Raw genomic sequence first — 20,473 nt, 5'->3', positions numbered from 1 at the left:
CGACCCCCCCCTCACTCCGTCGCCCCGCACTCGAGGCGATGTTGTGAAACCGGAAAGGCGAAAAGCGTTTTCTCGCAGAGACGCGAAGACGCGGAGGAAAAGCGGAAGCGAGAACAAACCTGCTTCTCCGGTCGCCCTGAGCTGGACTCAGGGCCCAGTGTCTTCCTGTACTTCCGCCATCGAAACTCGACCCGGCCCAGGCAACTTCAAAGTCGCTGGATCCCGCATCGAGTGCGGGACGACGGGGGAAGGGGGCGTCGCTCGACACCGTAGCCCGGGTAAGCGAAGCGCACCCGGGGAATCTCCATATACCGTCGCCCCGGGCCCAGCGTCTTCACGCGCCGAACGATCAAAGTCACTGGATCCCGCATCGAGTGCGGGACGACAGCAGGGTGCCTGTGGGAGCGAGCTTGCGAGCGAACGGTCGCCCCGCCTCCATCGACCGAAGCGCGCTGTTGGAGGCCGCTTGCGGGCGAAGAAGCATCCGCCGCCTTCGAACCCTGCGCCTCTGGGAGTGAGCTTGCGAGCGAACGGGAAATCGAGGCAGAACGACGGACAAGGCCCGCTCCCACGAGGCCCAGCGGGGCGCCGCTCCGGAACGGATGCCCGGGTCCCGATGCTATATTCCCGACACGCGTCGGCGGTGACCGCGACGTTCGAATCGGGTCCAGGAGCGCCGGATGCCTGCAGACGCCAACCACGCAACCTCCGCCGGGCCGATTCCCCTGACCCTGGGTGTGACCGCTCACCGCGACCCGCCGGACGACGAAGTCACCGCGATCGAAGCCCAGCTCCAGGCCCTGTTCGAGGCGCTCGAGGAGCGCTATCCCGATACCCCGCTGCGCCTGATCAGCCCGCTGGCCGACGGCGGTGACCGGATCGCCGCGCGCGTCGCACGGGCCCGGGGCATCGAACTGGTCGTGCCGCTGCCCTTGCCGCTGGAAGAGTACGAACAGGACTTCGAGGACCCCGAATCGCGCCGGGAATTCCGCGACCTGCTCGAGGCCGCGCGGGTGGTCGATCTGCCGGCACTGGCCGGTGCGGATGAAATCGAGCACGACCGCGACGGCAACCGCGTACAGGCCTACGCACGCGTCGGCGTCTACACCTCGGACCACTGCCAGATCCTGATCGCCATCTGGGACGGCAAGCCGGCGGACTCCCGGGGCGGAACCGCCGACGTCGTCGATTATCACCAGTTCGGCCGGATGACCCCGCGCCCCTTCGGCGACGACGATGGGTACAACTACGGTCATGACGATGGTTCCAGGGGTCGCCGCGGCCTCGCCCCGGACGACACGGACCTGGTGTTCCACATCGTCTGCTCCCGCGATCGAGCGGACGGCGCGCCCGCCGACGGCCTCGAGCCGGGCACGGCCCGCTGGCTGGTGACGGACCCGGAGCGCAAGGAAATCCCCGACATCCCGATCGCCCAGGACCTGATGCTCAAGCGCACCGGCGCCTTCAACCGCGACCAGCTCGATCTGCCGCCGGACGATGCGCTGGCCGAACGGCTGCCTGGCTGGCGCGACGACCTGGGCGGCGAAGCGGACCTGGCCCGCACGGCGACCTACTTCTCGCGCGCCGATCGGCTGGCCGCTCGCTTTCGCCGCCGCTACCGCACCACGCTGCGCCTGCTCTACCTGCTGGCCGCGTTGATGGGCGTCGCCTTCATCGCCTACGCCGACCTCGATCGGGCGGAGATGATCGCCGCTTACCTCGGCCTGTTCTTCGTCGGATGGGTCGTCTACCGCATCGCCGCCCGACGCGAGTGGCACCGCAAGTTCCTCGACTACCGCGCCCTCGCCGAGGGCCTGCGGGTGCAGTTCTACTGGCGCCTCGCCGGCGTGTCGGGCCAGCTGCGCAACGACTTCGCCTACGACAACTTCCTGCAGAAGCAGGACGTGGAGATCGGCTGGATCCGCAACGTGATGCGCTACGCCGGCGCGCCCGATGCACCCGCGTCGAATCGCGAGCGCGAAGTCGACGCCGTGATCGAACACTGGATCGGCCAGCCCGGGGGGCGGGGCCAGCTCGGCTACTTCGAGGACCGCTGCCGCACGCACCGACGGCACGTCCGGCGCACCGAGCGCCTGGTCACCGTCACCCTGTGGGCAGGCATCGGCATCACCGTCGTTCTCGCCCTGTTCCAGCAGCGGCTGGAAGACACGCTGGTCACCGCCATGGTCGCCGCCATGGGCATCCTGCCGCTCGCCGCCGCCGTGCGCGAGGCGTACGCCCACAAGGTGGCCGAGAAGGAACTGCTGAAGCAGTACCGGTTCATGCTCACCACATACCGCACCGCGCAGTTCCGCCTGGCCCGCTGCGAAAGCGTCGAAGAGAAGCGCGGCCTGCTCCGCGCGCTCGGCGAAGCCGCCCTCGACGAGCACGCCGAATGGATCCTCATCCACCGCGAACGCCCGCTGGAACCCGGCAAACTCTGAGCACCGGTCAAGGGCTTTTCGAGCATCCCATCGGCCGCACTCGATGCCAGGTCCCGAAACCGGAACGGCGAAACGCGTTCTCTCGCAGAGGCGCGAAGACGCGGAGGAAACGCAGCAGCGAGAAAGAGCCGGCTTCCCCGTCGCCCTGGGCCTGACTCAGGTCCCAGAGTCTTTGCTGTATTGCGTCGCCCCGCACCCGATGCGGGGCCCAGCGACTTTGAAGTTCGTAGCCCGGGTAAGCGCAGCGCACCCGGGGCCTTTGTTGTTGTCGCCGTCGCCCTGAGCGTAGCCTGTGCTGAACTCGATGGCGTCGCTGCTGCGCAGCTCAGCGAGCTCGCGTTGAAGCTGCTCGGTTCAATAACTCAGGACCCAGTGTCTTCCCGTACTTCCGTCGTCGAATCTCGACCCGGCCAAGACAACTTCAAAGTCACTGGATCCCGCATCGAGTGCGGGACGACGGGGGAAGGAGGCGTCGCTCGACACCGTAGCCCGGGTAAGCGCAGCGCACCCGGGGCCTTTGTTGTTGCCTTCGCCCTGAGCTTGACTCAGGGCCCAGTGTCTTTCCGTATGCCCGTCGTCGATTCTCGACCCGGCCCAGGCCACTTCATAGTCACTGGATCCCGCATCGAGTGCGGGACGACGGGGGAAGGGAGCGTCGCTCGACACCGTAGCCCGGGAAAGCGCAGCGCACCCGGGGCCTTTGTTGTTGCCGTCGCCCTGAGCTTGACTCAGGGCCCAGTGTCTTTCCGTATGCCCGTCGTCGATTCTCGACCCGGCCCAGGCAACTTCAAAGTCACTGGATCCCGCATCGAGTGCGGGACGACAGCAGGGTGCCTATAGGAGCGAGCTCGCGAGCGAACGGCCAAGACAACAGGCAGCCTGTGGGAGTGAGCTTGCGAGCGAACGGCCGCGCCGCATCCGCCGATCGAAGCGCCCTGTAGGAGGCCGCTTGCGGGCGAAGCAGAAGCATCCGTCGCCCTCGACCACCGCGCCTGTGGGAGCGAGCTCGCGAGCGGATGGCTGTGCGCCTCGGCCGCCTCAGGACTCGAAGTCGTCCTCGAACAAGGGGGTCTCGGTCATCGTCGCGGTCACGAGGAAATCGGTCGTCCCCGCGTCCCAATTGACGACGCCGATATCGATGCGCTCGGGCGACGTGGTCGAGATCTCGCAGGTCTCGCTGGTGGATCCGCCGATGAACGGCCTGCAGGCCCACGTTCTTGCGGTCGGCTTGCTGCCCGCGCGGAGATAGAGATCCGCGTCGGCGCCGAGCCCGTGCAGCGTGACCGTGACGTCGACCGGCATGGTGCCGGTTTCGATGTAGAAGAACATCCAGTCATCGTAGGGACCGTTCCCGGTGACGGAGCCCGGGTGGTCGATGCCCGGTACGAGTGCAACGTCGCTGGCGTGGTGGCAGGGCTGGATCTCGGCGTCGAGCCAGTAGCTGTCGATGCGTTGGGCATTTCCCGAACGCACTCGAACGATTCGCTGATCCGGAGCCAGCGGCGACTGGCAATCGATGGTCAGGCCGGCGTAGTTCCCCGCGATATCGGTCGAGGCGGCCACGAAGCCGAAGGAGGAGTCGAGCAGGTCGAACTCCGTATCGCCGCCGGCGTCGCCGCCGGTGGATAGGGAGATTCCGCTGAGCGGTTCGGTCAGCCCGATCTCGAACCAGTCCGTGTCGAAGCCCGGGCACAGGCTGCGCTGCAGCGGTGCCGTGCCGTTGAGGAAGGGCGCGACGGTCGGCTCGTTTGCCTCCCAGAAATCGGCCAGACAGACGTTCGGGTCGACCAGCACCAGGTCGGTGGACGCAAGACCGACGTTGTTGCCGTAGTTGTATTCCGGCGAATCGGCGAGGAAGTACCAGTGCAGGTAATAGAAGCCCGTCGGTACGGTCGGCGGGACCGACACCTGGTTTGTTCGCCAGGTGTACACGTTCGGGCCCAGCCCGCCGGGCAGCGAGGTCTGGTCGATGAAGATCGACGACGCGCCCCAGTCCTGCGTCGGGCTCAGGTAGAAGAACACGTCGATTTCGCCGCTCGGCAGGAAGCCGACGTTGAAGGTGTTCCAGGTCACGTCGAGCACCCCGCCGGGGCGGACCTCGTCTTGGACGACGCCCTTCAGCCCGCTGGAAAAACTGTATTCCACGAGCTCCGCGCGATCGTCCGGCGGGGAGGTCGCTTCGTCGTCGGCGATGATCGAGTCGATGTCGGTGAACTTGGTGTTGGTGATCCGGGTCGCCGTCGCGGACCCGACGCGGTCGCTGGTCGAGTTGACGCCCTGGGTGTAGTGGTCCGTGCCGTCGTAACGCCACACCGGCCCGCCGCTGTGGCCGCCGTAGACGAAGGCGTTCATCCCGATCCGGTAGGTGGAATAGCCGGACACGGTCTTGAACCCGGGGTGCTGGAAGAAGCGATCCTGGAACGGAACGTACGCCGCTTCGGTGGGATAGCCGTTGTAGTTCAGGGACGCGGCCTGGACGTTGGTTTCCCGCCCCATCCAGCCGGTCCTGGAGCCGAGTCGCCAGTCCACTTCGAGGATCGCGAAGTCGTGATCGAGATCCTGGTTGTTGATCCACCCGTTGTAGGTGGTCATGGTCAGCGTCCGGGCCTCTCCGTAGGGGTAGTCGAACTCGAACGTCGGGTCCAGCACGTCCGTCGCCGCAGCGTAGGCGTAGACCTGGTCGGCCCAGCCTCCCTCGCCGTGGTTGTAGATGCAGTGCCCGGCCGTGATGAGGTGGAAGCTCCCCACGGTGGCGGCGCTGCACACGTAGCGTGCGCCGCCGGGAAACTCCATCACCAGCTTGACGTGCGACGTCCACGGAAACGTGTACGGGAAAAGGAACGGAGCGGGCGCGGTCTCGACGAGCGGGACGGCGGGCTCCGACGCCATGGTCCGGCGTTCGATGCTCCCCGGCACCGAAGGCGCGATCAGGCGGCGCAGCCGGGGCGGACGCGACCCCGGGACGACGTCCACTTCGCCGCTCTGCAGATCCTTGCGATGCAGGCGCTCGGGATTGTCGAACAGGGGCACGATGCCACCGGACCGGCCGTCGACCGGCGGCGCATCGAGCGTGGGGAGGGCCGCCCGGCGGTCCTGCCAGCGGATCACCTCCTCGAGCTGTTCCGGAGTAGGCTGCGCGGCAGCGGACCCGCCGAACAGAGCGGCGGCCCCAAGGGAAAAGCCGACAAGGAATCGCATCGCGAGCCCCCTTTTGTGACGGATATCACGTTTTCCGGCTCGAGTGTACCGGGCGGCTCCGGAGCGGTCAAACGCCCGCCGGACTGCCGGGCGGCGCGACTTGCGGGGGCGGAGTGCGGTTCGAACATGGTGCGCGTCGCAGCGTTCTTCGCCCCGCATCGTCATCCCGCCCCGGATGCGGGGGCCAGCGCCTTTGAAGTTCGTAGCTCGGGCAAGCGCAGCGCACCCGGGGCCTTTGTGGTTGCCGTCGCCCTGAGCTGGACTCAGGGCCCAGTGTCTTCCTGTACTTCCGTCGTCGAATCTCGATCCGGCCCAGGCAACTTCAAAGTCACCGGGTCCCGCATTACTGAATCGAGTTCAGCACAGGCTACGTGCGGGACGACAAGGGAAGAGGGTGCCGCCCAGCACCGTAGCCCAGGTAAGCGAAGCGCACCCGGGGTCTTTGTTGTTGCCGTCGCCCTGAGCTTGACTCAGGGCCCAGTGTCTTCCTGTACTTCCGCCGTCGAAACTCGATCCGGCCCAAGCAACTTCAAAGTCACCGGGTCCCGCATCGAGTGCGGGACGACAAGGGAAGAGGGTGCCGCCCAGCACCTTAGTCCGGGTAAGCGAAGCGCACCCGGGGTCTTCCCTTGTTTCCGTCCCCCTGAGCCTGCTCAGGGCCCCGTGTCTTCAACGCTTCTCCGTCGCCCCGGCCCCGGAGCCGGGGCCCAGCGACTTTGAAGTTCGTAGCCCGGGTAAGCGAAGCGCACCCGGGATGTCTCCGAACCTGGAAATGAACCCGACCGCACTAACCGCTCGCCCGGCCCTCCTCCCGTCGCCCCGCACCCGATGCGGGGCCCGCGACTTCCGCCGTGCCCCTCGAACCCCGGCTACCCGGTGATCGCGCCCTCGTGCTGCAGCAACCAGCGCTTGCGCTCCAGCCCGCCGCCGTAGCCGGTCAGGGCGCCGTCCTTGCCGATCACGCGGTGGCAGGGGATGACGATGGCGATCCGGTTCATGCCGTTGGCCCGCGCCACCGCGCGCACGGCACTCGGCTTGCCGATGCGCTGCGCCTGCTCGGCATAGCTGGCCGTGCAGCCGTAGGGGATGGTCTGCAGCGCGTCCCATACGCGGCGCTGGAACTCGGTGCCCGGCGCGTCCAGCGCGAGCGTGAAGGCGGTCCGCTCGCCGCGGAAGTAGTCGCCGAGCTCGCGCTGCGCCTGCTCCGTATGCCGGTTGCTGCCGTAGGCGATCGTCGTCTTCAACCGCTTCTGCAGGTCGCGCAGCTCGGTTTCGAGCATCCGCCGGTCCGTGAACTCCAGCAGGCACAGCCCGCGCTCGGTGGCCGCGGCGAACATCGGCCCCAGCGGCGTGTCGAAGCGCTCCATCACGATCGGCGAGGACGCATCGTCGCGCGTGGGGGCCGCGCCGCGCAGCTTCAGGTACGCGTAGCCGAAGCCGCTGAGCGAGTCGTAGCCGCTGTCCAGCGCGGTCTCGGTCGCCGGCTTGCCGGACTGCAGCTCCTGCGCGGCCAGGTTGATGCGCAGCATCCGGTGGTAGGCCTGGAAGGTCATGCCGTAGTGGGCCTTGAACCAGGCTCGCAAGGCCTGCGGCCGCACACCCAGCGCGCGCAGGTCGGCGTCGGTCAGGCGCCGCTTGGGCTCGGCGCGCACCGCGTCCAGCGCGATCCGCGCGTCCTCGATCAGTTCGCTCGCCGGCTCGGCCGGACGGCACACCTTGCACGGCCGGTAGCCGGCGGCCAGTGCGTCCTTCAGCCCCGGATAGAAGGCCACGTTCTCGCGCTTGGGCTTGCGCGCACGACAGGTCGAGATGCAGCAGATGCCGGTCGTCTTCACCCCGACCACGAAACTGCCGAGGTACGCCGGATCGCGGCGCAGCAGCGCATCGTAGAACTCGTCGTCGCGCGACGCATCCGGGCGAGCGGGGCGGGGCGGTGCGGTCATGGATTCGAGCGTAGCAGCCATCGTTGGATCTCCGGAGTCGATGATGCAGCCTGGGCCGCCGAGCGAACCTCGGCAACCGAAAACTGACCGGGTATTTCCCGAGCCGCCGGAGCGCCTAGCGCGGATCGTAGCGGAAGGTGATCCGGGTCGGCTCGGCGACCGGTTCGTCGCCGGCGATCGACGACAGCAGGCCGCCGGAGAAGTTGAAGATCCGCTGGACCGCCACCGAACCCACGATGCCGTCGGTGCTGGCCAGGCCGACCAGCGCGATGCCCTGGCCGACGTCCATGATCAGCTTGTCGTCGGCGCGATTGGTGATCTGCAGCCGGTTGATCGGCCCGTGCCGGAAGCCCACGAGGTACACGCCGCGCGGGTAGCTCACGTCCTCCAGCGGGATCGCCAGGCGATCGGCGCGCTTGCCCGGGTCGGTGATCGCGTCGACCAGCGGCGTGACGTTCAACTGCAGGCGGATCGTGGCCGCGAACTCGCCCGCGCTGGTCTCGGCGGTCCCGTCGGCGGTGATGTTGGCGATCAGCCACTGTTCGTCGTCACCCTCTCCGCGCCCGACGCCCGCTCGCGGGTTCTCGGTGTAGCGGCGGCTGGCCTCGCCGCCGACGAAGGAGTGGAAGCCGTCGTCCGGCGCGTCGATCGTCAGCGCGCCGACGCAGTCGCGGTAGTGCGACTCGTCGATGAAGCCGAGCGTGCGCACGAAGCCGAGCTTGGTGAACACGGCCGCGTCGGCCGACCGGATCGATGCGCCGCTCCGTTCGTTCATCACTTGGCAGGCATGGTCTTCCGGATTGTCGGGGGCGTCGCGGATGATCGCCCAGCTGGTCATCTCGGCAATGTCCTCGATGGCCTGCTCGCCGCCGTAGGCCGACATCCAGCCGGCGCCGGCGAGGTACGCGGCGTTGGCGCCTTCGTTCGAGGTCCAGTCGTCGTCCAGGTAGGGTTCGGCCATGCCGACCGCGACGAAAGCCTCGTGGATGCGCTGCCACTCGCGGATCACCCCCGTATCGAGCCGATTGCGGGCGACGACCTCGTCGGCCAGCTGCCGGACGTCCGCCGGCCACAACGCCGGATTCGCGCGCTCCTGACGGAAGCGATAGGGCTCGGCCTTCTGCTGCGACTGCAGCAACCGGATCGCAGCGTGGGTGGATTCGTGGATGAAGCGCTGGATCGCCCTGCCGCGCTGCCCCCGCGACTGGTTGACGACGGTACGGTTCCACGGCAGGTAGCTCCAGGTGTTGAGGTAGACCAGGTCCTGGTGCTCGTTGCGGTTGGTCCAGGCATCGACCACCGTGTCGTCGTCGTCTTCCGGCGGCCGCTCGATGAACGCCACCCGCCGCACCGCCTTACACAGCACCTCGGGCATCAGCTCCAGCGCGTTGCCCAGCGCATCGAGCTGCTCGTCGTCCGCGTCCTCGAGCGTCGCCCCGTCGTACGCGACGATCTCGTCCGAATCGTTCGCCGTGAGCACCCGCACGTGGTCGCAGCGCGAAGGCGGCCACGCCGCCTGCGCCGCCCCGGCGACCACCATCGCCGCCACCAGAACCACAATCGAACCCGCCCTGAACACCACCATCGCAATCCTCCGCCGACCCGGCCGCGGCTACACACCGCACCGGTCCTCTCCTCCCTGACTACGCCGAATCCTCGAAAACCCGGCCAACGCATCCTCGAACCGGACACGCTGCGCACTGACGGAAGAATTCCTGTTGGAGGCCGCTTGCGGGCGAAGAATCGGTTCGTAAAGGCTTTCGCGCGCAAGCGCCCTCCAACAGACCCGAGGCCGCGATCCATGGCTTTCCTGTCGCAGCTGTCTGCAGGCGGACATGCGAACCCGCTCTGTCGCCCCGCACGTAGCCTGTGCTGACCTCACTTCAGTGATGCGGGGCCCAGCGACTTTGAAGCGGGCCTTCCGCAGCCCGGGTAAGCGCACCGCGTGCACCCGGGATCATTCCTTCGAGCACCGTCTCCGGGCCACCCACCCAGTGCCGGACGCCGGGCGGCCCGTGGGAGCGAGCGCGCGAGCGAATTCATGCCATGGGAGCTGGCCCCGCAAGCGAAGTCGCGGTCGCCCCGACCCGAAGCTCGAGCGGAGACCCCTCCACCCGCGACCCCGGCCGCTCGTTTAGGGGGTGTTTATGTCCCTGAAAGCACTACTCTTTCATCGGTTCATGATTTGCACAGGACACGATCGGCAAGCGTGCCCAAGCTAGGTGCAGTTGATTCAGCAAGACCTGCTCATGGAGCCCTCATGATCCGAACCGTCTCATTCCTCGCAGCGCTGCTGCTGGTCGCAAGTACGACCTCGACGCTCGCGAAAGAACCGTCTGGTGAACACTCCGGATCGCGGCTCGACACCGAGCTGGACTCCGAATTCGATGCCGCGTTTGCGTCCGGTCCTTGTCTCGACCCCCGCTATGCCTCGGCACGAGCGCAGCGGTTCGGCGATCTCTTCGAGGAGGCAGTGACCGGTATCGAAATTCTCCCGCTGGAGCTTGTCGGGCTGGTCGTCGATGTGTCTGAGGAATTGAGGTCGCGAAGCGGAGTCGACGCAATGGCAGTCTGCAACGGGCTCGAGCAGGTGGAGTCCGAGCTGCTGGTGTTCGAGCGCCTGAGCGATGGCGGAGCGGGGGGGCGGGGTTCCTCCGACTGCATTTCCGACTCGACATTCCAGGACCTGCTGATCGCCCGGACCTCCATCGACACGATCGCCGAGGTAACGCAGGCGTTCTGCGATTCATCATCCTGTCCGCTGCTGAACGAGACGCCGGCCTGCGCTGTGCTCTGCAGTGGCACCGGCGCGATCTACCTGGCCAGCGAGATCATGAGCACGGTGCTCGATATCGGCGACAGGTGCTCTCTGGCGCAGCATACGGCTGAAATGTTCAACATGCGCCTCGCAGGAATCACGGCGATTCAGCGCGCCAACACGTCCACCGAGCAGATCGCCCAGGATGCCCAAGAGACCCAGAACGAGGGCGGGCGCCAGGAATTCTGGGTCGTCAACCAGCAGATTCTTCTCGACAGCTTCTTTGGCACCGAAGGAGCGAATGGCAATCGGAACCAGGCCTCTGCGATCGGTCCGGGACTCGAGTCTCTGGAGGCTTCGATCCAGTTGGGAGCGCAGCAACAGCGAGCGTTCGAAGCTGCTGCCCTCAACGCCAGGCTCGAGTCCGCCCTGGCCAGCGGGGTGAGCTACAGCCGCATGCAGCGACCGGCTGAGCATGACGGTCGGCTTGACGATGTCCGCGAACTGGTTGCATCCCGGATCCGGGATGCGGCTGCGGCCGGGCGTCCCATCGCGTCCGCCTTGTCGGCTTTCCGGCTTGGCGACGCGGCATTCAACGCTCGGTTGTATCGCGAGGCGCTCGCGCACTACCGAGCAGCCTACACGGCACTGGGTCAGACGATTCGAGGAGAATCTGGATGAAACATCTTGCTTTTCTGGTTCTGGCCGGTGCTGTGGCGCTCGCTTCGGCATCGGTACGTGCCTCGTCCTGCGCGGGCTTCTCGGAGCAGCGCCTCGACGGAATCCTGTCTGAAATGGCTCTCCTGCTCGAGCAGGTCGACGCGCTCACCGGTCGGTACTCGCCGCAGGTCAGCGTCGAGACGGCTCGACTCCGCGCCAGGGTGGCCGATGGCGATCCCGTGGCCCGGGACAGCGCCTGCCGCATCCTGGGCAATTTCCCCACACTCGAGCCGCTGCTTCGCGAGACCAATCAGCGCCTAGCACAACCGGAGGCCGCCTCCTGGTTCCGGAGCGCCGACCCTCCGGGCAAGAACTCGAAAGGCGGTGCGAGCTGCGGGGATCTCAGCGGTTTCACCGGGTTTCGCGTCACGCTTTCGGTCGTACGCACCGTCGACATTGTCCTGCAGGGCCTCTGCGATTCGCTGTCGTGCTGGCCTGGTGCATGCCGCTCGTGTCTGTCGACCCTCGGTACGGGCTTGATCATGCCTTCTCTGGAATACCAGCTTCAGTCCGACATCGAGGCTTGTGAGAATTTGCACGAGAGCGAGATGCGGGACTACTGCCAGAACGTGAACGGAGCATGCCGCGCATCACGGGTCGGCTCCGGCACCTTGCTGGACATCGAGTCGTCCCTGACCCAGAGCATTACACCGACGCTACGAACGATCAACGAGAACGTCGTGCGCCAGGAAAGTCTGGTCGAGACACGTGAACTCATCGAAGAACGGGTTGCAGCCACGCTCGGTCAGATCGATGGGCTGGACGATCGTCTTGGCGCGGATGCACAGCTGCGGATCGACTTTCAGCACGAAACCCGGACGCTGGACATCGAAGCCGCGCTTTCGTCGCCGACCGGAGGCGTGCCGCTCCAGTACCAACTTCCTCTCGCGTTCGGCGGCGCGCTCGAGGAGGTCCGTGAGGTGGTTGCCGATGCGATCGTCGCCAGTCAGCAGGCCGCCCTCGACGTTGGCCAGGCTCTCGACTTCCTACGCAGCGGTGACCAGTTTCTGAACAACGGGGATTTCGCTTCTGCCTTCGCCGACTACCGCATGGCCTACCTGGAGTTGGTCCAATGAACCTACGCCTTCTCTTACTCACCCTTTGCCTGTCGGCTTCCGCATCGGTCTATTCCGAGGTGCTTCCGCGCGTCGGCGACAATCAGACCCACCCGACCCTGTTGTTCGCCGGCGAGACGCAGTCGCCGGTCCAACGGAATCGGCCGGCCATCGCCGACCTTAAGGTGCCCGGGCCGACACCTTCGACGCGAACCTTCGCCGTGGCGTGGCTCGAGGAGCGCATCGGGTCCGACCCGCAGAACCCCTTTTTAGGCTTCACGAACGTCCTGGTCGCGATCATCGATGGCGATCGCAACCTCGTCGTGCCCCCGCAGGTCGTCGCGAGTTACTCGTCCCAGTTCACGCATTCGCCCAGCACCCCGACGATCGTGGCCGACGAGAGCGACTACTTTTCGGTGATCTGGAGCATCACGACGCCCGGCGGTTTGACGCAAGACGAGTCGGACAACGAAATTAGTCGCCAACGCATCATCTCGCGGACCTTCCGCAAGACGCCGCCGTCGGCCGCGCTGTGCCAGGTCGACGGACTGCCGCTGCCCGACCCCTCGACCGCCAACGCCGACCCGTTCGACGACGAGGGGGTCCTGTTCGACACCGCGCTGATTCCCGAGCTCAACGAGGATGCTGGCCTGTTCAGCCTGCACGACGACGCCGGCATCCGGCTCGATGCGGTCGCCGACGCGTCCGGACGCGTACGGATCGTGTTTCCCGATCACCGCGCCGAGCCGCAGTGGGGCATCTACGTCGTCCGGGGCCTGCTCGAGACCTTCGCCGATCCGCAGCAATCGGCCTGCCCGGACGGCCAGCCGGGCTCGCCGGAGGCTGCGGCCTACCTGATCGCGTCGCCCATCGCCACGCGAGTGGCCGGCAACGGCGCCTACCGGGTCGAGCCGCGCATCGCCTCCGGGTTCAACGGCGACACGTCGCTGGTCACCTGGCGAACGCATCGAGGCGCCATCGAGGCGCAGCTCCTGAACCTCGACGGCGACCTGGTCGGGCCGCGGATCGTCGTGGCACCGGCGCCGATCTCCACGCAGGAAAGCCTGCATGCGCCGGACGTCGGAGCGGAGGCCAACGGCGTGTTCCGGGTGGTCTGGTCTCGCCACCGCTACCGCGACGCCCAGAACGACACCGATGCCCGCTCCGACATCCTGATGTCGCGTTTCGATTCCAACGGCAACGCGCTCGATGCAGGGCAGGTCATCAGCCTCGACGCTGCAAGCGACCCGACCCGGATGCTGCCGAAGCGAGCACCCACGGTGTCGGACGACGACATCGACGGGGACTTCGCGATCGCGTGGGCCCAGGAGCCGAGCGAATGCCCGACGATCAACGCACAATTCGAATGGCAGATCCGAGCCTCCTGTGGAACGCTGCCGCTTACTGCATCGAGCTGCGACGTTGAAATCGCGACCGCCGAGGACGTCCCCAGGATGTGCTGGCGAGGCCTGCGGCTGCGTCCCCATCCGGCCACCGGCACCACAGACTGGGTTTCGTTCCGGGCGGACCAGCCGCGCGAATGGCCGACCGTCTTCAGCGCGAACTCGATCACGGTCGATGTCGACCGGACGACCGAGACCACGCTCAACCGCTGCGTGTTCGTCGAATCCCAGGGACAGGAACAGCCGCTTCGGTTGACCCTCGAGCAGGAATGTTCGACAGCGGGAAGCTGCGAGACCTGTGAAGAACAGCTGGCCGCACGCGGGCTGTCGATGCCGGAGGACACGATGCCCTTGCCGGCCGCGAACGCGCCGTCTGCCCCGGTCCGCGGCGCCACTGCGCCGACCGTCCATCTCCGCTGGCTTCCGCGCGACTACCAGTCGCCCGAATCCACTGCCCTGAACCCGACTCGCATCAGCGCCGAGGGCCAGGGAGTGCGCGCCGAGTCGGCAGCCATCGGTCTGCTGCGCGAGGGCGAGATCCTGGCGGCCTGGATGGCCGATAACGTGGTCACGACACAGGGCACTCGACCCGAAAGCCTGGTGACCCAGAACCTGACCGGCCCGGTGGAGTTCCGGATCAACGATGTGGCCATTCTGGAGGGGCCGGCCGGTCGCGCCACCGCCAGCTTCACGGTGACCGCCGATAAGGTCTATCCGGGCAGCGACTGCATCCTCGGGCCGAGCGTCGAGGGGCTGACCTTCGATGGCTCCGCTCGGTCGATCGACGGCGACTATGCGCGCACCGAGCTTCTGCTGAACTTCGGCAACCCCTGCCAGAACCAGGTGCTGACCCGCTCCTTTTCCGTGCCGATCACCGACGACGATCTCTACGAGGGCAACGAAACGTTCACGGTCGAGCTGTTCGGCGAGACCTCGGCCATCGTCCGTCGACGGACCGGCATCGGCGTGATCCTGGAGAACGACCTTCCGTCCTTGGTCGAGATCCGCACCCCGGTCGTCGAGATCTGCGAAAACGGTGAACTCCCGTTGGTCGATCCGCCGCCGGGCACATCTCGCTGCTCGACCGATCCCGGCCCGGCGCGGGTGGACCTCGTCGTGAACCTGGAAAACGATCGCGCGCAGGCCGTCGAGGGCAGCGTTCGCTTCCAGACCGAGGACGGCAGCGCGGCTTCGACCCCCGGCGGCGACTTCATTGCCACCAACGGTGAGCTGGGCTTCCTTCCCGGCGTGACCGAGGTCCTGCTCTCGATCGACCTGGTCGACGACGGTCTCCGCGAGCTCGACGAACAGTTCTTCGTGGTGCTTTCGGGGCCGCAGGAGCTGCGACTTCCGGAGGAACTGGAGGATCGTCGGTTCATTGTCAACGTGATCGACAACGACCTGTGCGCGACACCGCCCGAGCTGCTGCTGCCCGATCCGGCGGATCCGGATGGGCGCCCCGCGGTGCTGGCGGCCAGCGGCCCCGACGCGGATCGCACCGGCTTCTTCTGCATCCGCAACCCGGAAGGCTTCGGCGTCTGCCCGTGGGAGACGCGGCTCGACCTCGGGCCGGGACAGGCCCCCTGGTTGACCCTGGACGGCGTCGATTTCGCCGACCCCTCCGCCGATCCGGACCTGGTTTCTGCCGCCCAGGCGGCCTGCGCCGCGTACGCCGGTGACCCGGCCGTGCAATCCACCGGCGGAGCGATTCGCTACGTCGCGCTGGAGAACCTGCCTCCCCCAGGGGGCAGCCAGGCGCAGCAGCGCGACCTGGTCGTGCAGCTGCTCAACGGCGCAACAGTGCCTGATTGGTTCGAAGTGGTGCAGGAAGGTGGTGACTGCCGACCGAACCTCGTGCCCGCGTTCGCCGACTTCTTCCCGATCGGCGGGCGGCGGACCATCGAGGCCGATTTCAACGACCAGAGCGCATGCGAGAGTTTCGGCTGGACCGTGTCGATCGCCCAGGACAGCCGGGCCTGGCTGAGCCTGGTCGGCGCGAACGCGGCCGGCGAGATCGAACTGGACGGCGCAGGCAGCTTCCAGATCGACGTCGAACCCAACCTGCAGCCGATGCCGGGTTCGCCGGGGTTCCGACTCGGCACGGTGCGTGCCGGCGGCACCGACCTGCAGGTGACGCAGGAAGATCCGTTCTTCGACCACTTCGACGACGGCGTGCCGCCGGATCCGGCCGGCTGGGACTACACCGAGGTCGATGCCTGGTCCGAGGCCGGCACCTGGCTGACCGCTTCCACGATGAGCACGGCTGAAGCGATCGCCGCTCGCGCCTTTGCCGGCTGTTCGATCTGCCGCGTCGAGAGCACGGTGCGCTTCGACGCCTTCGGCAAGGGACGTGGCACGATCTACCTGTGGTGGCGCAGCGGGCAGGACTACCTGGCCCTGACCGTCGACGAGTTCTTCGACAGCTGGACCCTGACCCAGCGGGTCGGTGGCACCGACTACGTGCTGCGCGAGTTCGACCGTGACGTGCTGGTCGGACCCGAATACGATGTCGTGATCGATGTGGTCGAGATCCTCGGCCAGACCCTGATCACCGTCGGTATCGACGGCGCACCGATGTGCGCGCTGCCGGGGCCGGGCGCGGTCACCTGCTCGCCGGCCAGCCCAGCAGGCACGCCCGTGATCGGCTCCGGCACCGTCGGCCTGGCCGTCGACGACGCGACGATCAGCTTCAACCTGCTGCGGGTGGTCCGCTCCGACGAACTGGAGGTGCCGCTGGGCGTCATCTTCAGCAATGGCTTCGAATGAGGTCGATGATCACGCCCGGAGCCGCCAGGCCATCCGTCCTGCGCTCCGGGCGACCCAACGCTGCTCGCGAGTGAGGGGTTGGGCCCTCTCCACGCCCGAGTAACGTCGCGCCGGCCCCGTGCCGGCGCGGTTCTTTCCAGCCACCCGTAAGCCCCCTCAGCCCGAGTCCTCCGCATTGCGTTACTGATGTCATCCGCCCCGATCGGCACGACCGGTGCGGAAATCGGCCTCCCATCTCGGATCGAAGGCCTTCCGGCGTCCGCTCGCGAGCGATTCCGGTTCACCCATGGGCGGCCGGCTCCGCCGCGCGAACACACCCGATCATCCAGCACGTAGCCCGGGTAAGCGCAGCGCACCCGGGGCCTTTGTTGTCGCCGTCGCCCTGAGCTTGACTCAGGGCCCAGTGTCTTTCGCCTTTTACCGTCGCCCCGCACCTGATGCGGGGTCCAGCGACTCCGCTTTTCGTAGCCCGGGTAAGCGCAGCGCACCCGGGGCCTTGGTGGTTGCCGTCGCCCTGAGCCGGGGCCCTCCAACCGGAAAGGCGAAAAGCGCTCTCTCGCAGAGGCGCCAAGACGCCGAGGAAAAGCAGAAGCGAGCAGCAGCCTGCTTCCGTCGCCCCGCCCCCCACTCCGTCGCCCCGCACCTGATGCGGGGTCCTGCGACTTGGTCTTTGCCGTCGCCTTGAGCTTGACTCAGAGCCCAGTGTCTTTCGCCTTTTACCTTCGCCCCGCACCTGATGCGGGGTCCAGCGACTCCGCTTTTCGTAGCCCCGGAAAGCGCAGGCACCCGGGGCCAGCGACGTCCCCCTCCGTATACTGAACCACAACCGCCCCTGCCCGAGGCCCCGAACGTGACCGCCCGCACTGCCCGCCCGCTACTCACCGCGCTCGCGCTCGCCACCTTCCTCACCGCCTGCGCCACCTACCGCATGGACGCAGCCGAGCACCTCGCGGAAGAAGAACTGGCGGTGCTGACCATGTCCTTCCCCCGGCTGCTGCCGGAGATCTTCGTCACCCACATCGACTGCGTATCGCCCGGCTTCACCTCGCCGAAGTCCTTCCAGCTGGCGCCCGGATGGCGTGCGATCACCCTCCAGGGCAACCCCGATCTCGGCATGGCCCCGGACCCGAAGACCTACCTCGTGCAACTCCTGCCCGGCCGCGCCTACACCTACCTCCCGGACCCGAACAACTCGACAAACACCTGGCTGCTGGCCTTCGTCGACGACGCGGCCGACCGGCGCATCCAGGCCGGCGTGATGCCCGCGGGCATGAACCTGCTGACCGGCGCGCGCCCCAACCCCGAAGCCTGCGAGCTGGTCGCCGAACTCAACCGCACCGGCGCCCGCGAACTCCCCGACTGGGTCCGCCGCTGAGGAACTCGCGGCTCCCACCGCTCTGCCTGTCGCAGGTGACGCCCGTCGCCGCCACCCAGCTCACCTGGCTGAACCGCCTCAACCCACCCTCTAGCACTGAATAAACCGCGCCGTCGCCCCGGGCTTGACCCGGGGCCCAGCGACTTTGAGCTTGCTTTGAAACTGTCATCCCGGGCTTGACCCGGGACCCAGCGACTTTGAAGTTGCCGTTTAGGGGTTTGTCATCCCGGACTCGATGGCATCGCTGCTTTGCAGCTCAGCGAGCTCGCGGCGCTGCCGCTCGGTTCGGGACCCAGTGTCTTTGCAGTTGTCTGTCGCCCTGGGCTCGGCTCAGAACCCAGTCTCTTTCGCCTTTCCGTCGTCCCGCACTCGATGCGGGATCCAGCGACTTTGCTTCTCGTAGCCCGGGTAAGCAAAGCGCACCGGAGATTTTTTCCTGACTCCTTTCCCTTTCCCCTGCCTACTTGCAATCCCCCAACCACCCCTCCACACACTTCCCCAACTGCCGCTTGTTCGCCCGCTGCATCCGCTCCAACAACCCGCAATCACACCCCTCCACCCCGAACACCCGCGCCACCTCCTCCTGCAGCCGGATGAACAGATGCGCCGTGCACTCCGCATCCGCCAACGCCCGGTGATACCGCCCGCTCGAAGGCAACCCCAGCGCCGACACCAACGTCGCCAGCTTGTGATTCGCCACCCCCGGAAACAACCGCCGCGCCAGCAGCAGCGAGCAAAGGAACCGGCTCTCCCGCCCACCGGGCAGATCCCTGGCCTCGTACTCCCAGAACTTCCTGTCAAACGCCGCGTTGTGCGCCACGATCGGCTGCCCATCCGCAACCCGCACCGCCTCAGCCATCACCTCGCGCACCGGCGGCGCCCGCCGCACCATCGCATCGGTGATCCCGGTGAACTGCTGGATATCCCACGGAATCCGCACCCCCGGATTCATCAGGCTCTGGAACCGATCCACGATCTCGCCCCCGCGTACCAACACCACCGCAATCTCCGTCGGCCGCGCCCCGTGCGCCGGCGAAAGCCCGGTGGTCTCGAAGTCGATGACGGCGTAGTGCTGCGGTTTCATTTCAGTCCAGGCTGGGAGGCCTGCCGGCCCAAGGGGTCGTGAGTCCAGTATCGTCGGTTTGCGAACGGTCTACTTCAATCGCCGCCGCTCTTCCTCCACCCGAATGAACCGAGATAGGTGGTAGCTCGCCATCTGAATCTGCTCCTTCGTCAGCACTGGCTCTTTGTTCGCAAGATAGGAGGGCAGAGCCTTCGGGTTCAACACCCAGATCGGCCGCTTCGGCCGACCTTCGGACCGCACAAACCAGCCCGGAAATACGATGACCGGATGCACCGGAAACTCCCGGCCCGTCGTCTCCTTCAACAGCGCCCGCAACCACCCAACCTGCGCCCGCGCCTGGATCACAGGATTCCGGTCCGGTTCCCAGTGCCCGACTTTGATCCGCTCGCCATCAAAGCTCAGCTCCGCTTTGCCTTTCTCCGGCTTGGAATAGGTCTTCGTCTCGATCGAGAACACGCCAGCGGGACCGATCAGCACGTGGTCCAGATTGAACCCATCGCCGACAAGGTCATGAAAGACCTGGTAGCCCTGTGATCGCAGTTTCTCCAGATACTCGCCGACCGCGCGCTCCCCGTCCCGTGCCATTTTCAGCCGTTTCATGGTGTCTCGAGCCCTGATGACTCGAAAGGCAAGAAAGGCGGTCGCCGCTGCAAGAAGAACACTGAAGAGGACCGGTATCGGTTGAGCTGGTCGTAGAAATCGCATCCACTCGAGCGCTGTGATTGGAACAAGGGCGGCCCAAGTCATCATTGGCCAGAACACGACGCCTTCCAGAACCTTGATCTGTTGCTCAACAATCGACTGCCCAGCCGAACGCAACGGAGCGCCGGTTATTGGCGACTTCTTTTTTGGTTTCATCGGAAAAACCTGCCTACGCCCGGTACTAATCGTACTCTGGAATTGAGTGCGTGCTGGGGGGCTTGGGTCGATACAGGGCTGTGTAACTTGAATCTCAGGTGCTGCTCCTGAGCTGGAGATCGCCAAGAGCCTTGGTTACGTCAGCTACCAACGTTTCCCTCGTCTTGCCCTGCGGGTGATGCGCCACCACGAAGGGGACCGGAGAGGCCGATTTTCCAAGGTGGATTTCTCCGAAAGCCTCCGCAAGACCAGGTATTGCCCGCAACCGGCAGCCCAGCCCCTGCATGAATGGCCAAGCCCAGGTCATCCCGGTAAGAAACAGGACCAAGTCAGGCTCGTAGACGCGGACTTCCTCTCGCAACAATCCGATGCATCCGGATTCCTGTAGGTTGCACAGTTTGTTCGAAGGGTTGCCTCCGGCGGACAGCGCAATCTTGTAGAGATTACTCCAGACCAGTCGAGAGGCCCAGCGATCCTCTTCATCTTCTGGCCAGACTCCAAGTTTCTTAGAAATGTCTCGGATTGCTTGCCAGAACGCCGATCGATTCGTGTTGTAACGGTCGTCAGTTCCTGCCTCTTCATTAACCCAGGCCATCTGACACTTGCCATTATCGTAGAACAGCTGCTCGATGAGCTCGTCTTGCCGATTTGAAGAGGTCAGTTGCTTAGGCGTATATCCCTTGCCCCAGCTATTCACCGCCCGGCCGACGACCATCAGCTTTCGCCCGGCTCTGTAGCGCGATCCCTCCAGAGCCATGAATCCGCAAAGCTCCTCGGAACGATTCGAATGTCCTTCTGCAACGGGCTGAAGGACGTCGTTCTTGAATATGGCGTGCAATTTTGAGTTCTTCGCTGTTTGCTGCATCTCA

The 20,473-nt window shown here is 66.2% G+C and carries 11 protein-coding genes; 5 read left to right on the top strand and 6 right to left on the bottom strand.

Annotated features, from left to right (window positions below; translation table 11 throughout):
• The first annotated feature begins 680 nt into the window (after nt 1–680).
• Nucleotides 681–2,444, top strand: a complete 1,764-nt coding sequence (locus KUV67_04650; GenBank protein MBY6204156.1) for a hypothetical protein — start codon at nt 681–683, stop codon at nt 2,442–2,444.
• A 1,038-nt stretch (nt 2,445–3,482) separates the two neighbouring features.
• Here KUV67_04650 and KUV67_04645 read toward each other — a convergent pair.
• From KUV67_04645 to KUV67_04635, 3 genes are all read right to left on the bottom strand, one after another.
• Nucleotides 3,483–5,642, bottom strand: a complete 2,160-nt coding sequence (locus KUV67_04645) for a hypothetical protein (GenBank protein ID MBY6204155.1) — start codon at nt 5,640–5,642, stop codon at nt 3,483–3,485.
• 869 nt (nt 5,643–6,511) lie between these two features.
• Nucleotides 6,512–7,585 carry a methylated-DNA--[protein]-cysteine S-methyltransferase gene (locus tag KUV67_04640; GenBank protein ID MBY6204154.1) on the bottom strand — a complete coding sequence of 358 codons (1,074 nt, stop codon included), beginning with the start codon at nt 7,583–7,585 and terminating at the stop codon, nt 6,512–6,514.
• Between the two features lie 115 nt (nt 7,586–7,700).
• Entirely contained in the window at nt 7,701–9,170 is a 1,470-nt protein-coding gene (locus KUV67_04635) for a hypothetical protein (GenBank protein ID MBY6204153.1), read from the bottom strand.
• A gap of 675 nt (nt 9,171–9,845) precedes the next feature.
• Between KUV67_04635 and KUV67_04630 the strand changes: the two genes are divergently transcribed.
• From KUV67_04630 to KUV67_04615, 4 genes are all read left to right on the top strand, one after another.
• Complete coding sequence (locus tag KUV67_04630; GenBank protein ID MBY6204152.1) at nt 9,846–11,024, top strand: hypothetical protein; 1,179 nt, start codon at nt 9,846–9,848, stop codon at nt 11,022–11,024.
• Complete coding sequence (locus tag KUV67_04625; GenBank protein MBY6204151.1) at nt 11,021–12,139, top strand: hypothetical protein; 1,119 nt, start codon at nt 11,021–11,023, stop codon at nt 12,137–12,139. The genes KUV67_04630 and KUV67_04625 overlap by 4 nt, the downstream gene beginning before the upstream one ends.
• On the top strand, nt 12,136–16,287 hold the full coding sequence (locus tag KUV67_04620; GenBank protein ID MBY6204150.1) for a hypothetical protein: 4,152 nt from the start codon (nt 12,136–12,138) through the stop codon (nt 16,285–16,287). The genes KUV67_04625 and KUV67_04620 overlap by 4 nt, the downstream gene beginning before the upstream one ends.
• 850 nt (nt 16,288–17,137) lie before the next feature.
• Complete coding sequence (locus KUV67_04615; GenBank protein ID MBY6204149.1) at nt 17,138–17,662, top strand: hypothetical protein; 525 nt, start codon at nt 17,138–17,140, stop codon at nt 17,660–17,662.
• 460 nt (nt 17,663–18,122) lie between these two features.
• Here KUV67_04615 and KUV67_04610 read toward each other — a convergent pair whose 3' ends face one another.
• From KUV67_04610 to KUV67_04600, 3 genes are all read right to left on the bottom strand, one after another.
• A complete protein-coding gene (locus KUV67_04610) occupies nt 18,123–18,746 on the bottom strand; it encodes a 3'-5' exonuclease (GenBank protein ID MBY6204148.1) in 624 nt (207 codons plus the stop codon).
• A gap of 69 nt (nt 18,747–18,815) precedes the next feature.
• A complete protein-coding gene (locus KUV67_04605) occupies nt 18,816–19,604 on the bottom strand; it encodes an NERD domain-containing protein (protein MBY6204147.1) in 789 nt (262 codons plus the stop codon).
• Between the two features lie 94 nt (nt 19,605–19,698).
• The gene (locus KUV67_04600) at nt 19,699–20,469 is read right to left on the bottom strand and encodes a hypothetical protein (protein ID MBY6204146.1); all 771 of its coding nucleotides are present in this window, start codon (nt 20,467–20,469) and stop codon (nt 19,699–19,701) included.
• Nucleotides 20,470–20,473: the final 4 nt, after the last annotated feature.

The sequence above is a fragment of the Halomonas denitrificans genome (genome assembly GCA_019800895.1).
Lineage (GTDB): Bacteria > Pseudomonadota > Gammaproteobacteria > Xanthomonadales > Wenzhouxiangellaceae.
Note: the sequence above shows the minus strand (reverse complement) of the source record. Positions and strands in the feature narration are given on the sequence as shown.